Consider the following 12,620-nt stretch of genomic DNA (forward strand, 5'->3'; position numbering starts at 1 on the left):
TCAGGAGCGACCTCCCCGCCATGCATTCAGTCGGGTTGCCACTTCATATAAATCTGCGACCCGACCTTGCGCCATCACCTCCATGGCACTGCGACCGGCAAAAAATGGATGACTGTTAGGCTTCTGCACCCAGCGATAAACGCTTTCTTCATGAGTGAAGAGAATTCTCAGGCACTTATGAACGTTCAGCAGATAGCTCATGCGTTCCAGCAAATCTTTTGAGACCTTGGCCGATTCAGGATGTGAGCGGTATTTATTCAGCGTTGAACGACTGGAAAGTCCCAGCAATGCCATTTGCTGGTTTTGGTTACAATCCCATTTATCGAGAATATTGAAAACAACAGGTAACACCTGATTCCCGGCACTCTCATGGGGCGTATTCGCGGCGACAGAATGCGAACTCATCACCTTCTCCCTCTGTTCATTTATGAACAAATTATAACACAATGTTCACTAATGAACATTGTGAGTTCAAACAAACAGGCTTAGGTCAGATTGGAAATGAGGGCTGAGGACACAGCAACAGCCCGGAAGAAGTATTTATTGTGAAGATTTTGCCAGCCACGGGGTGACTTTTTCTGGGGAGGAAGGCAAAGAAAGCACTGTTTTTTCAGGGATTTCACTGAGAACGACAATCGCTTTACCTTGCTGAATCTCAATGCTTTGTTGTGCTGAGACTTGAATACTGCCCTGTTGTTCTTGCGGGAAATGCATCACGACTCCCGCCACTTCCGGCATAAACCAAGATGAGAACATACCACCCAGGTCATTCAACAATGTGTCCATTTGTGGCAGTAATGCGGCAAGCTCAGCTTTGCTGACCGAAGCCCCGAATGGTTTACTGGCAATCACTTGCATGGAAACATCACAGGTAATGCCATCGTCAATCACAAAGGTGACATCCGGGTTTGCCTGCCGCAGGTGATTGTCCAATGGAATCACTAATGCGTTGTCTGACGGGATCACTAACTCTTCATAGTGCTCTTCTTTTTGCATCCAGCCCTTATGAACAGCGCAAGTCTGGCCGGTTTTCTGATCAATCAGATACAGCGCGATTTTCACATCCGGGTGTGATTCTTCGATATTATGTTTCAGTTTGCTGAACAGGTTGCTGTAACGCATTTCAATATTCTGAGCCAACGCCTGCGACGATGCGCCCAAAGCGAGAGTGGCGAGGACAGCCGATAGAAAAGTCTGTTTCATCATGTTCAACCCTGTTGCCAATACTGTTTGTTATGTCGGATCATGCCTTGAATTTCACTCACATAATCCTGCCCACGCTCAGAATAACGGTGCAGCCCTTCTGCCAGCTTGAGGCCGGTCAAGCGATTGCCGGAAGCCCGTTGCTGGGCACGGATTTCTCTTAACTCTGCATAAGCCCGGTTACGATTCATGTTCATAAAATAGGCATGCACGGATTGCCCGGCATCGGAAAAGACAGCCACTTCGTGTCTGGCACCTTCGTTTCTTGCATTGGGTACCATGCCGCAGCCTGGTGTGTAACACCACTGGCCAAAGAAATTATTTCCTTCGACGGCAAAACGGGAAGTGCCCCAGCCAGATTCATTGGCAGCCTGACTCAATACCAGTGCTTCAGGCAAGGTATCGACTCGAATCAGCATTTTATTCAGCCACTGTTCTGTGAGTTGGTTTTCTGTCAGCTCAAGATTATATGAATCCCCCAATTGGCGGGCTTCATCCAACTCGCTCTGATTGATCGACTGGCCAGCATGTGTCTGAGCCTGAATTGCCAGTAAGAAGGTTCGTTCTTCACTGATTCTGGTATTTTCGGCCACAACAGCAGGGCGGAGGAAGTCAAAAAAAGCTTGTTTCTTGGCGCTGACGTCTTCCATGACGTTGAAATCCGGTCGGGTATCCTGTTTTGTTTCCTCAGCCACCTTTTCCGGCTCGGCACAGCCAAAAAGCACCAGTGCCCCGCTTGCAATCACACTTCGTCTTATATTTTTTATCACGCGTTGAACACCTTTGTATCTTCTTCTTTATTATGATTTTCTTTGTCGTTATCCAGATCGTCGTTGTCATCTTCTCCATTTTTACGAACCGTTGTGACCTGTAACGTAATCCCGAATAAATTCCGGTAGATAATGGCTTTCACGTTAAAGAAAAACGGAATCGTCCAGATCAGACCCAGCCCGAAGGTTGCGAAAGACAGGAAAAACAGTATCAGCACAACAATAAAGATGGCAGACATTGGCAGAATCTTACGGAAAGTGGCCACAGTCGAGTACTGAATGGCTTTCAAAGGGCTGACGCGCTTTTCACACACCAAGGTGATGGTCATACTGAAAGCCATCGCCAGAAACAAGCCCAAAATCGGGAACAGAACGTTACCCACCCCCTGCAGGGAAGACGTCAGCAGTACAGTGACCGCAGAAACCACCGCAAACGGAAAGCCTTTTACCAGATGACGGGGTTTCGTTGGTAATCCAACGGCATGATTCAGCGCCATTAAACTGACACCGGCAAATAAAGGCGCGCTCAGCACTTCCGCCCAGAAATTCGCCATCACCCCTGCCTGAACAACTTCTGGCGTCAGGCCTTCACCAGAAATGAATGCATTAAAAAAGATATTGGGATCACCAAGCTGTACTTTCAACGCCAGTAACAACAGGGCCATTTGTGCCAGAAACCAACCTGCAACCGCAGGAAAAAATGTCAGAAAATGTTTTGCAGTCACTTTCCAGGCTTCCTGCAATACCGAGACAGCTTGCAGCTCTGATTGACCAGAAACTGCTTTTTCGATGGAGCCGCCAACCTGAAGACTTTTGTTATTCATGCAGATAGTTCATTCAATGTAATTCGAAACAATGCCTCGGATTGTACGCTACCCCTCCCGCTAAACAAATCGTGCGTTGGTTAAAAAATGCTTCAATGCCACAAAATCAGTCTGTTTCTTGGAGCAGCTCGAAGCTGGTGGATCCCACTGCATTATCTGTGACGGATGAAAATGGCAGGTTGCGAGACGAAGAAAGTTCAACTTTCGTTCAGACTTCATGAATTTTCGGTCGTCAATTTGCAATCTAAAATCCGCATCATTACCCTAGAAAAACATGAAAATTTGCTATGAAATCATCAGAAATCTCTGGCAAAACACGCGTACAAAAAAGTCGCATTTCTGACTGAAAAAACGCTTTGAAATATAAGAACAGGAGTCTATTATCCGCCTCCTGAAATTGACCAAAAAATGCAATCAAAATGTTGCATTGAACGATGTGGAGACAAGGTAGAGTTGAACACAAACATCACATCCAAAGAACCGGTTATTCAGCTCAAAGGGCTGAGCAAGAGCTTTGACGGGAAACAAATCATTCAAGGGTTAGATCTGAACGTCAATGACGGTGAGTTCTTAACCATTCTGGGTCCGTCTGGCTGTGGTAAAACTACGGTTCTTCGTCTGATTGCTGGTTTTGAAGATGCTGACCAGGGACAGATCATTATTGCTGGCCATGATGTCACCCAGGTTCAGGCAGAACAACGCCATGTGAACACTGTGTTCCAGAGTTATGCCCTGTTTCCGCACATGACGGTATTTGACAATGTCGCTTTTGGTCTGCGTATGCAAAAAGTGCCGGAGAGCGACATCAAACCTCGCGTGATGGAAGCGCTGCAAATGGTTCAGTTGGATCAGTTTGCACCGCGTAAACCGCATCAGCTTTCTGGTGGCCAGCAACAACGTGTGGCAATCGCCCGTGCTGTAGTCAACAAACCGAAAGTTTTACTGCTGGATGAATCCTTGTCCGCGTTGGATTACAAACTTCGTAAACAAATGCAGCTGGAGCTGAAGCAACTTCAGCGCCGCCTGGGGATCACGTTTATTTTCGTGACCCACGATCAGGAAGAAGCTCTGTCGATGTCCGACCGTATCATTGTCATGCGGGACGGAAAAATCGAGCAGGATGGTACGCCGCGGGAGATTTATGAAGAACCAAGCAACCTGTTCGTTGCCCGCTTTATCGGTGAGATCAACGTGTTTGATGCAGAGGTCATTGAGCGCTTGGATGAAAAGCGCATCAAGGCCATCGTGGAAGGTCGTGAAGCCGTGGTCCACTGCGATCTGGACGTGATGCAAGGCGAAGCACTGAAAGTGCTGCTCCGCCCTGAAGATATTCGCCTGGAAGAAATCAACGAGAACGAAGAAAGCTGGGGGCTGATGGGTCACGTTCGTGAGCGGACCTATAAAGGCATGACGCTGGACTCCGTCGTTGAAATTGAAACGGGTAAATCTGTCATGGTGAGTGAATTCTTTAACGAAGATGATCCGGACGTTGACCATTCGCTGAATCAGAAAGTTGCGATTACCTGGGTTGAAAGTTGGGAAGTGGTGCTGGCTGATGACGAAGAAGCTTAATCTGCAAAATATCATCATCTCGGTCATTGTCGGATGGCTACTGCTATTTGTGTTTATCCCGAACCTGATGATTATCGGAACCAGTTTTCTGACCCGTGACGATGCAAATCTGATCGATTTGACGTTCACGCTCGAAAACTATGTCCGTCTGTTTGATCCCCTGTACGCACAGGTCATGCTGCACTCGTTCTATATGGCGGGTATGGCGACCCTGCTCTGCCTGCTGGTGGGTTATCCGTTTGCATACAGTATTGCCAAAATGCCGGAAAAATGGCGCCCGTTTATGCTGTTTCTGGTCATCGTTCCGTTCTGGACAAACTCATTGATCCGAACGTATGGCCTGAAACTCATGCTGGGGACGCAAGGCGTATTCAACAGCAGCCTGATGGCGCTGGGTATCATTGATAAGCCGCTGCGTATTATGTACACCGAATATGCCGTGATGATTGGTCTGGTTTACATTCTGCTGCCGTTTATGGTGCTGCCATTGTATTCAGCGATTGAGAAGCTGGATAACACCTACATTGAGGCCGCCCGGGATTTAGGGGCAAATAAGTTTCAGACTTTTGTTCGTGTCATCGCCCCATTAACAATGCCGGGCGTGATCGCAGGCTGTCTGCTGGTATTCCTGCCGGCCATGGGGATGTTCTACATCTCAGATCTGCTGGGTGGCGCCAAAAACCTGCTAATCGGTAATGTGATTAAGAGTCAGGTGCTCAATGCGCGAGACTGGCCGTTTGGTGCAGCAACGAGTATTGCGCTGACACTCTCCATGGCCGTCTTACTCTATGCCTATTATCGCGCTGGTAAGCTACTGAATCGAAAAGTGGAGCTGGAATAATCGTGGGACGTATTTTTAAATTCAGCCTGATGTCTGTGGTTTATGCATTTCTGTATATCCCAATCATTATTCTGATCGTCAACTCCTTCAACGCCAGTAAATTTGGGATGAAATGGGGAGGCTTTACGACCAAGTGGTATGAGCAACTGGTCAACAATGACAGTCTGATGCAGGCCGCATGGCACTCGCTCAATATCGCCGTGTTTTCGGCAACGGCAGCGGCCATCATCGGCAGCCTCACCGCGGTCGCACTGTTCCGTTACCAGTTTAAAGGTAAAGGCTTCGTGAATGGCATGCTGTTTGTAGTCATGATGTCTCCTGATATCGTGATGGCGATCTCCCTGCTGGCCCTCTTCATTTTAATGGGCGCTAAGCTGGGCTTCCTGACCTTGCTGCTGTCTCATATCACCTTCTGTCTGCCTTTCGTCGTGGTCACCGTATACAGCCGCCTGAAAGGATTTGATGTGAAGATGCTGGAAGCCGCCCGGGATTTGGGCGCCAGTGAATGGGTGATTCTGAAGCAGATTATCCTGCCTCTGGCAAAACCTGCTGTATTTGCAGGCTGGCTGCTGAGTTTCACGCTGTCGCTGGATGACGTGATTGTCAGCTCATTTGTCACTGGCCCAACTTATGAAATCTTGCCATTGAAGATTTATTCCATGGTCAAAGTGGGAATTTCACCTGAAGTGAATGCCCTGGCGACGGTAATGTTGTTGATTTCATTGACTTTGGTTGTGCTGTCACAAGTCATCACCCGCGACAAGATAAAATAAGTTGCGTTAAAAATTTTCTGCCTGATAATCAGGCAAGAAATGCGGCCAGGCTTTGTTGAGTCTGGCCGCTTACGCAGGAGAAGCAGACTCCTGTTTTATTCAACCATCCCAACAGGGATTTTGGAGTGATCACATCAATGAAAAAATGGTCCGCGTTTCTGGCCAGCGCCGCATGCGCTGCTACTTTGGTATCTGGTAGTGCGAATGCAGCTAATGAAGAATTAGTCTTTATGAACTGGGGTCCGTACATTTCTACCGAATTACGGGAACAGTTCACTAAAGAAACGGGCATTAAAGTCATCTATTCGACTTATGAGTCGAACGAAACCATGTATGCCAAACTGAAAGCACATCCGGAAGGTTACGATTTGGTTGTTCCTTCAACCTACTTCGTGGCCAAAATGCGTGATGAAGGCATGCTGCAGAAGATCGACAAGTCGAAGCTGAAAAACTTCAACAATCTTGATGAGACCTATCTGAACAAGCCGTTTGACCCGAACAATGAATACTCCATTCCTCATGTACTGGGGATTACGGGCCTGGCGGTGAACACCGAAATGTATGACCCTGCTGACTTCGACAGCTGGGAAGATCTGTGGGATCCAAAATATCGCGGTCATCTGATGCTGATGGATGATACCCGTGAAGTTCACCACATCGCACTGAAGATCCTGGGTTACTCAGGTAACACCACAGATCCGAAACAAATTAACGAAGCCTATGAAAAGCTGAAAGAGCTGATGCCTAACGTTCTGGTGTTCAACTCGGATAACCCTGCCGCACCTTACATGGCGGGTGAAGTTGGTCTGGGCATGCTGTGGAACGGTTCTGCCGCACAAGCACAGCGTGAAGGCTTGCCCATTGAGCTGGTCTGGCCAAAAGAAGGTGGCATTTACTGGGTTGATAACCTAGCCATCACCAATAACGCGAAGAATGTTGACGCAGCCCACAAGATGATCGACTTCCTGCTGCGTCCAGATGTTGCAGCGAAGATATCTGAAGAAACCGGTTATCTGACCGGTGTGGCTGCATCAAACGCGAAATACAAAGACAACCCGACCCTCTTCCCACCGAAGGAAGAACTGGCTCGCGGTGAGTTCCAAAATGCTGTTGGCGAAGCCAATGTGCAATACGAAGAGAATTTCCTGAAGCTGAAAGCTGGTCAATAAGTCTTTTCTTTAGGCAACCAAACCATTTTGGTTGCCTTTTTTCTTCCCCCCTCTGCTATACTCTCCCACTGATTCTTGAATGAATTCCATGCGTTAGAAAGCACTTGAAATGTCTTTCTGACATCAAATTGTCACCATGATTGGCGTGATTGTCCGCAAGCGAGGTGGGCATAGCTATACCGACCGGGCAGCCCGATTTGGCTCCCGAAGTTAGGAGTAAAACATGAACAAATGGTCTTCAGTTATGACTGGCGGTGTATTCGCCCTGTCACTGGTTTCCAATGCAGCGCTGGCAGCAGATGAAGAGCTGTATTTCTACAATTGGTCTGAATATATTCCTGCCGACGTGCTGGAAGACTTCACCAAAGAAACCGGCATTAAAGTCATTTATTCGACTTATGAATCAAATGAGTCGATGTATGCAAAATTGAAGACCTACGGCACAGGTTATGATCTGGTTGTTCCTTCCACATATTACGTTTCCAAAATGCGTGATGAAGGCATGCTGCAGAAGATCGACAAATCTAAGCTGAGCCATTTCAAAGAATTAGACCCTAACTTTCTGAACAAGCCTTTTGATCCGAGTAACGACTACTCGATTCCGTACATCTGGGGTGCGACGGGGATCGGGGTCAATACCGATATGATCAACAAGGATGAGATCAAAGGCTGGAGCAATTTCTGGGACAGCAAGTGGCAAGGCCAACTGATGATGATGGACGATGCCCGCGAGTTCTTCCATATGGCACTGCGTAAACTGGGCTACTCGGCGAATACCAAGAACCCGGATGAAATCAAAGCCGCTTATGAAGAACTGAAAAAGCTGATGCCAAACGTCCTGCTGTTTAACTCAGACTTCCCGGCAAACCCTTATATGGCTGGCGAAACCTCGCTGGGGATGCTGTGGAACGGTTCGGCATATATGGCTCGCCAGGAAGGCGCCCCTATTGAGATTGTCTGGCCGAAAGAAGGCGCTATTTTCTGGATGGACAGTCTGGCCATCCCAGCCGGCGCGAAGCACAAAGAAGCCGCTCATAAGATGATCGACTTCCTGCTGAAGCCTGAAAATGCCGCGAAGATCGCGCTGGAAATCGGCTACCCGACCCCAGTGGCAACCGCGAAAGATAAGCTGCCTAAAGAATTTGTCAACAACCCAAGCATTTATCCGCCACAGGCGGTGTTGGATGCCGGCGAATGGCAGGACAGCGTTGGCGATGCTGTCACATTGTATGAAGAGTATTTCCAAAAGCTGAAAGCCGGACAGTAACAGTCGCCTGAAGAGTTTTTGAATCTCATGACAAAGGCGCCATTTCTGGCGCCTTTGTCGATCGTCATACCAATCAAAGTCAGTCAATGATCAGAAATAGCGTAGGAAAAATATTTGAGAACAAGGCGGATTTTTTAGATAAGTAGTTATTCTACAGTCAAAAAATATAACGCAGTGGTCGAACATTTTAACAAGCTAGGATGACCAGTGATTGACTACGATTGGTATAAGGTATAACCATCAATTTTGCGCTGAAAGCAGTTCCTCAACAACTTGAGGCACAATCACTGAAGCTGGGCCATATCGTTTTTCTTCAAATTCACTTTCGACAATACTGGGTTCCAGGTTTAACTCAACCGTATGTGCCCCATTCATCGCCGCTTCATGCACGAAGCCAGCAGCCGGATACACTGAGCCGGATGTCCCGATTGCAATAAATAAATCCGCTTCGACTAAAGCCGAATAGATTTTATCCATACTCTGTGGCATTTCACCAAACCACACAACATTCGGACGAAGCGGTGCTGGAATCTGGCAGCAATGACAACTGTCATCCAGCGAGATATCACCACACCACGCTATCGTCTGTCCGCTATGGCTACATTGCGCTTTCAACAGTTCCCCGTGCATATGGATGACCTGATGACTGCCCGCCATTTCGTGCAGATTATCGATATTCTGTGTCACGATAGTGACCTTGCCATCCAATTCTTGCTCTAAACGGGCCAGTGCCTCGTGTGCAGCATTCGGTTTCACCGCCCCACTTTCGAGCTGTTTACGCCGCTGATTGTAAAACGATTGAACGAGAGCGGGATCGCGATGATAGCCTTCAGGGGTCGCAACATCTTCGATTCGGTGGTTTTCCCACAGCCCATCCTGATCGCGAAAAGTTTTGATGCCAGACTCAGCAGAAATCCCTGCTCCAGTGAGTATGACGATATTTCGATAGGGAAAATGCATCTTTCCTTGCCTTTGTTCACATTTCTTCTTGTTATACCACTGACCTGATCTGAATTTAACTCCTTTCCTGTCAGACTATGGTCTTAGAGTGCGGTTTTGTTAGGGCTAATAAACACGTTGAATGTATTGATATATAGATAAAGATAAAAAGTTATAGTGCATTAGATGTAGATCAAATTTCTTATATCTAAGACAAATCATGCTGGCGCATCTCTTCAGAATAACCGAACACCAACTTGAAGAAATTCAATATGTAAGCACTCAATACAAAGCGTAAAATACCTTATAGGGATAATGTGAAAATTTACTGGCATTTGAGAAATATTTTGCAGGCTCGTCTATGCTTCTTTTGTATCACAAAAACAATGGAGTGATAGAAATGAAGAAACAAGCATTGGCATTACTGGTTTCAACACTGTTGGCTAGTCCGGCTGCTCTTGCAGTGACTCTGGAGGAAGGTACACAAGAGTTTGGTTTACAAGGGAGCTTAGATCTTGACTATATTGACGATTACCTGTTCCTGTTAAACACATCATACGGCTATTTCCTGAAAGAAAACTGGGAGCTCGGTGGTGTGCTTGATGTCAACATGAGTGACAGTACCAAAACCTTCCAGTTAGGTATGTTCACCGAATATAACTTTACCAACGACAGTAACTGGGTGCCCTACTTAGGCGCTGCAGCACAGTTAGCGAACCTTTCGGCAAATGATGATGAGGATGTCGACTTTGATATTGAAGACGTCACAGCGCTGAACATTAAGATTGCTGGGGGTGTGAAATACTTTATCAACCAGCATGTCGCTATCAGTGCAGAGGTCAACTATAACATCGCGACCGATGACATCAGTGTGACCAAAGATGGTGTGGAAGACAGCTTTACCCGTTTTGTATTCGGTACGCGTTTCTACTTCTGACCCAACTCCCCCTATCTTCAACGCCACTTCTGTGGCGTTGATTATTCCGTGAAACCCAGCGACTTTTGTTTGGCCTTCGTCAGCTTCCGAACCACCAAGGTATAAGATGTGGTGGCTAAATCTTCCAACATGCCTTGCTCAACCTGCCCGTTTAGACGAACCGTGACCCAATGACGCTTATTCATATGATATCCGGGCGTAATATCTTGAAACTCATCAATCAGAAAAGCGACATCACCCGGTGAGGCTTTCACTGTCATTACCGGTATTCCATCTTTCACAGCCGTCCAGGCGAACATCTTTCCAGCCACTTTAAACACTTTCGGCTCAGGTCCGAACGGGAATTCCAGCTGTACACCCATCATTGCCTGAAGGTGTTCTTCAATCAAATTCAATCGTTGATTCTGTGGGGACATGACGCTTCTCCTCTACCAATTGTGCAACCGTATCAAAATGCAGACAGTTTGCACAAAGTTGTCTTGCTATATCTTAAATGCACAACAAAAAAGTCCGAACTTGGTCTCATTCACCCCGGCAGGTTTAACCATGAAGTATGCCATACCGTTGTTTCTGTTCTCATTTCAGATATTGACCGGTTGCTCTTCTCTGTCTGTTTCAGAAACAAAAGAATCCAATGCTAAAACAGCCCTTACCCTGACACCAAACACGATTCGCCTGTGCACAATTGGCCACCATGAACTGGCTGGCCGCTATCTGGCGACAGGCTTACCCGGCAATTATCAGCGCCCAACGTTGCCTGAATTGTCCTTAATGAAAGAAGCCAGTCTCTGGGAGCGACTCTCCCGAGAGTCCATGATGGCCATCCCTGATGAGCCCCGGATACGCTACTATCGCCACTGGTATCACAGTCGCCCTTTACACATCAGCACCGTATCAGAACGCGCCAAGCCCTTTCTCTTTTATATTTATGAACATGTGCAGTCCCGGGGGCTTCCGGCAGAGCTCGCTTTATTACCTTTTATCGAAAGCGCTTTTGATCCGGATGCCTATTCGCATCAAGGGGCAGCCGGATTATGGCAGATCACCAAAGCAACCGGAAAAGCCTTTGGTTTAACCATTGTGCCGGGCTACGACGGCAGGCTGGACATTGCCGCATCGACACAGGCAGCGCTGGATTTACTTGAGTATCTTTATGCGAGGTTTGATGGAAACTGGCTGCATGCCATTGCCGCCTATAACACTGGCGAGAGCCGGGTACGGAAAGCCATCAAACGCAACAAATCTCAGGGAAAGCCAACCGATTTCTGGTCGTTAGACCTCCCTAAAGAAACTGAGCACTATGTGCCAAAACTGCTTGCGTTAAGCCTACTGCTGAAAAATTATCAACCCTGGCAGTCGACGCTGACCTTCATCCCGGATCATGCCGTACTGGCCCCTGTGATGATTGATCAGCAAATTCCGCTCAAACAAATTGCAGATGATGCTGGTCTGTCCCGCGAGTTTCTCAACCGGCTCAATCCAGCTTATCGTGCCGGCCTGACCTTGAAAAACACCGACAATATTTTACTGTTGCCGCAAAAACAATTAGCGCATTTTTATCAGCAAAATAAATTGCACTATACGAAACATCAATTTCGGATTCACTTCATCCGACCGGGTGATACTTTATTAAAAATCGCCAACGGGAATGATATTTCTATCAACACTATTCAACAGGTGAACCAGATCGCGAACAGTAAAATTCAGGTGGGTCAGCACTTATTCGTTCCGGTTCCGGAATCGGTTCAGCCCTAACGCTTACTCAGACACAGGCTCTTGCACAGCGGAAGCGCTTGGAATGAACTGAAGCTCGGTGTGATTGACCAGCTTCATCATGTGATTCACCTGATTCAGGAACTTCAGATCAGCCTGATTGTGGGATATCGCCAAGCCAATAATAATCCCAGCCAGTAAGCACACCGGGGCGATTAAGCTGCGAATGGCCATCAAACTGGCTAAAGCGATCACCATCAGAATGGTTGCCAGATATAAATGACCGGAAAACTGCGTAAAAAAAGCCACGTAAGTCGCAGCCACCTGAACCAGACCACCTAATACTAATAAGAAGATTGTCATTTTTTTCACCACAGAACACTTTTTTGATGTTGTTTTCTGTGAGTATAGACGCCTGTTTCATACAAGTGCGTTTAAACTGGATGCTTCTTTTATCCCAGGGAATATTAATTTTATTTTTCAGAAACAATCCCCTTCCTGCCCTGAACTATACTGAAGAAAAAGACCACAGTGCTGAAGATTCAACGGGCATCTTGGTGGTCAGAATAAATAAATGATAAAAACAAATGGAGGGTATCGATGCATCATCAT

General features: G+C 47.0%; 14 protein-coding genes. 7 read left to right on the top strand and 7 right to left on the bottom strand.

All coding sequences use genetic code 11. The features are described from left to right. The 4 genes from Q4579_RS03955 to Q4579_RS03970 form a co-directional block, all read right to left on the bottom strand. Positions 1 to 405, bottom strand: coding sequence for an MbcA/ParS/Xre antitoxin family protein (locus tag Q4579_RS03955; protein WP_303561795.1), 405 nt, complete (start codon positions 403 to 405; stop codon positions 1 to 3). Positions 406 to 540: 135 nt separating this feature from the next. Next, positions 541 to 1,203, bottom strand: coding sequence for a DUF2987 domain-containing protein (locus Q4579_RS03960; RefSeq protein WP_303561797.1), 663 nt, complete (start codon positions 1,201 to 1,203; stop codon positions 541 to 543). Between the two features lie 5 nt (positions 1,204 to 1,208). Further along, on the bottom strand, positions 1,209 to 1,973 hold the full coding sequence (locus tag Q4579_RS03965; RefSeq protein WP_303561798.1) for a glucosaminidase domain-containing protein: 765 nt from the start codon (positions 1,971 to 1,973) through the stop codon (positions 1,209 to 1,211). After that, positions 1,970 to 2,797, bottom strand: coding sequence for a hypothetical protein (locus Q4579_RS03970; protein ID WP_303561799.1), 828 nt, complete (start codon positions 2,795 to 2,797; stop codon positions 1,970 to 1,972). Before Q4579_RS03970 ends, Q4579_RS03965 begins: the two co-directional genes overlap by 4 nt. 453 nt (positions 2,798 to 3,250) lie before the next feature. Here Q4579_RS03970 and potA point away from each other — a divergent pair, with 453 nt between their 5' ends. The 5 genes from potA to Q4579_RS03995 all read left to right on the top strand — a co-directional run bounded on the left by potA (position 3,251) and on the right by Q4579_RS03995 (position 8,419). Further along, entirely contained in the window at positions 3,251 to 4,369 is a 1,119-nt protein-coding gene (potA, locus tag Q4579_RS03975; RefSeq protein WP_303561800.1) for a spermidine/putrescine ABC transporter ATP-binding protein PotA, read from the top strand. Beyond that, entirely contained in the window at positions 4,353 to 5,210 is an 858-nt protein-coding gene (gene potB / locus Q4579_RS03980) for a spermidine/putrescine ABC transporter permease PotB (protein WP_303561801.1), read from the top strand. The genes potA and potB overlap by 17 nt, the downstream gene beginning before the upstream one ends. A 2-nt stretch (positions 5,211 to 5,212) precedes the next feature. Next, the gene (gene potC, locus Q4579_RS03985) at positions 5,213 to 5,983 is read left to right on the top strand and encodes a spermidine/putrescine ABC transporter permease PotC (RefSeq protein WP_211648573.1); all 771 of its coding nucleotides are present in this window, start codon (positions 5,213 to 5,215) and stop codon (positions 5,981 to 5,983) included. A 137-nt stretch (positions 5,984 to 6,120) separates the two neighbouring features. Next, entirely contained in the window at positions 6,121 to 7,152 is a 1,032-nt protein-coding gene (locus tag Q4579_RS03990; protein ID WP_303561803.1) for an extracellular solute-binding protein, read from the top strand. A gap of 244 nt (positions 7,153 to 7,396) precedes the next feature. Then, positions 7,397 to 8,419: an extracellular solute-binding protein gene (locus tag Q4579_RS03995; protein WP_303562174.1), complete on the top strand. Its 1,023-nt coding sequence runs from the start codon at positions 7,397 to 7,399 to the stop codon at positions 8,417 to 8,419. A 240-nt stretch (positions 8,420 to 8,659) separates the two neighbouring features. Here Q4579_RS03995 and cobB read toward each other — a convergent pair whose 3' ends face one another. Further along, positions 8,660 to 9,379 carry a Sir2 family NAD+-dependent deacetylase gene (gene cobB / locus Q4579_RS04000; RefSeq protein WP_303561804.1) on the bottom strand — a complete coding sequence of 240 codons (720 nt, stop codon included), beginning with the start codon at positions 9,377 to 9,379 and terminating at the stop codon, positions 8,660 to 8,662. 379 nt (positions 9,380 to 9,758) lie between these two features. Between cobB and Q4579_RS04005 the strand changes: the two genes are divergently transcribed. Next, positions 9,759 to 10,295 carry an outer membrane beta-barrel protein gene (locus Q4579_RS04005; RefSeq protein ID WP_211648558.1) on the top strand — a complete coding sequence of 179 codons (537 nt, stop codon included), beginning with the start codon at positions 9,759 to 9,761 and terminating at the stop codon, positions 10,293 to 10,295. Positions 10,296 to 10,336: 41 nt separating this feature from the next. Here Q4579_RS04005 and Q4579_RS04010 read toward each other — a convergent pair whose 3' ends face one another. Continuing rightward, positions 10,337 to 10,711, bottom strand: coding sequence for an MmcQ/YjbR family DNA-binding protein (locus Q4579_RS04010; RefSeq protein WP_303561807.1), 375 nt, complete (start codon positions 10,709 to 10,711; stop codon positions 10,337 to 10,339). A 130-nt stretch (positions 10,712 to 10,841) separates the two neighbouring features. Between Q4579_RS04010 and Q4579_RS04015 the strand changes: the two genes are divergently transcribed. Beyond that, positions 10,842 to 12,050, top strand: a complete 1,209-nt coding sequence (locus tag Q4579_RS04015; RefSeq protein WP_303561809.1) for a transglycosylase SLT domain-containing protein — start codon at positions 10,842 to 10,844, stop codon at positions 12,048 to 12,050. A 3-nt stretch (positions 12,051 to 12,053) separates the two neighbouring features. Here Q4579_RS04015 and Q4579_RS04020 read toward each other — a convergent pair whose 3' ends face one another. Continuing rightward, complete coding sequence (locus Q4579_RS04020; RefSeq protein WP_303561811.1) at positions 12,054 to 12,371, bottom strand: hypothetical protein; 318 nt, start codon at positions 12,369 to 12,371, stop codon at positions 12,054 to 12,056. Positions 12,372 to 12,620: the final 249 nt, after the last annotated feature.

This window comes from Photobacterium sp. 1_MG-2023, from assembly GCF_030547945.1.
GTDB lineage: Bacteria > Pseudomonadota > Gammaproteobacteria > Enterobacterales > Vibrionaceae > Photobacterium.

What these genes read in the sequence shown, in the direction of transcription:
- Q4579_RS03955 (WP_303561795.1), bottom strand. Translation starts at nt 405, where the DNA reads ATGAGTTCGCATTCTGTCGCCGCGAATACGCCCCATGAGAGTGCCGGG.
- Q4579_RS03960 (WP_303561797.1), bottom strand. Translation starts at nt 1,203, where the DNA reads ATGAAACAGACTTTTCTATCGGCTGTCCTCGCCACTCTCGCTTTGGGC.
- Q4579_RS03970 (WP_303561799.1), bottom strand. Translation starts at nt 2,797, where the DNA reads ATGAATAACAAAAGTCTTCAGGTTGGCGGCTCCATCGAAAAAGCAGTT.
- potB (WP_303561801.1), top strand. Translation starts at nt 4,353, where the DNA reads ATGACGAAGAAGCTTAATCTGCAAAATATCATCATCTCGGTCATTGTC.
- Q4579_RS03990 (WP_303561803.1), top strand. Translation starts at nt 6,121, where the DNA reads ATGAAAAAATGGTCCGCGTTTCTGGCCAGCGCCGCATGCGCTGCTACT.
- Q4579_RS03995 (WP_303562174.1), top strand. Translation starts at nt 7,397, where the DNA reads ATGACTGGCGGTGTATTCGCCCTGTCACTGGTTTCCAATGCAGCGCTG.
- cobB (WP_303561804.1), bottom strand. Translation starts at nt 9,379, where the DNA reads ATGCATTTTCCCTATCGAAATATCGTCATACTCACTGGAGCAGGGATT.
- Q4579_RS04005 (WP_211648558.1), top strand. Translation starts at nt 9,759, where the DNA reads ATGAAGAAACAAGCATTGGCATTACTGGTTTCAACACTGTTGGCTAGT.
- Q4579_RS04010 (WP_303561807.1), bottom strand. Translation starts at nt 10,711, where the DNA reads ATGTCCCCACAGAATCAACGATTGAATTTGATTGAAGAACACCTTCAG.
- Q4579_RS04015 (WP_303561809.1), top strand. Translation starts at nt 10,842, where the DNA reads ATGAAGTATGCCATACCGTTGTTTCTGTTCTCATTTCAGATATTGACC.
- Q4579_RS04020 (WP_303561811.1), bottom strand. Translation starts at nt 12,371, where the DNA reads ATGACAATCTTCTTATTAGTATTAGGTGGTCTGGTTCAGGTGGCTGCG.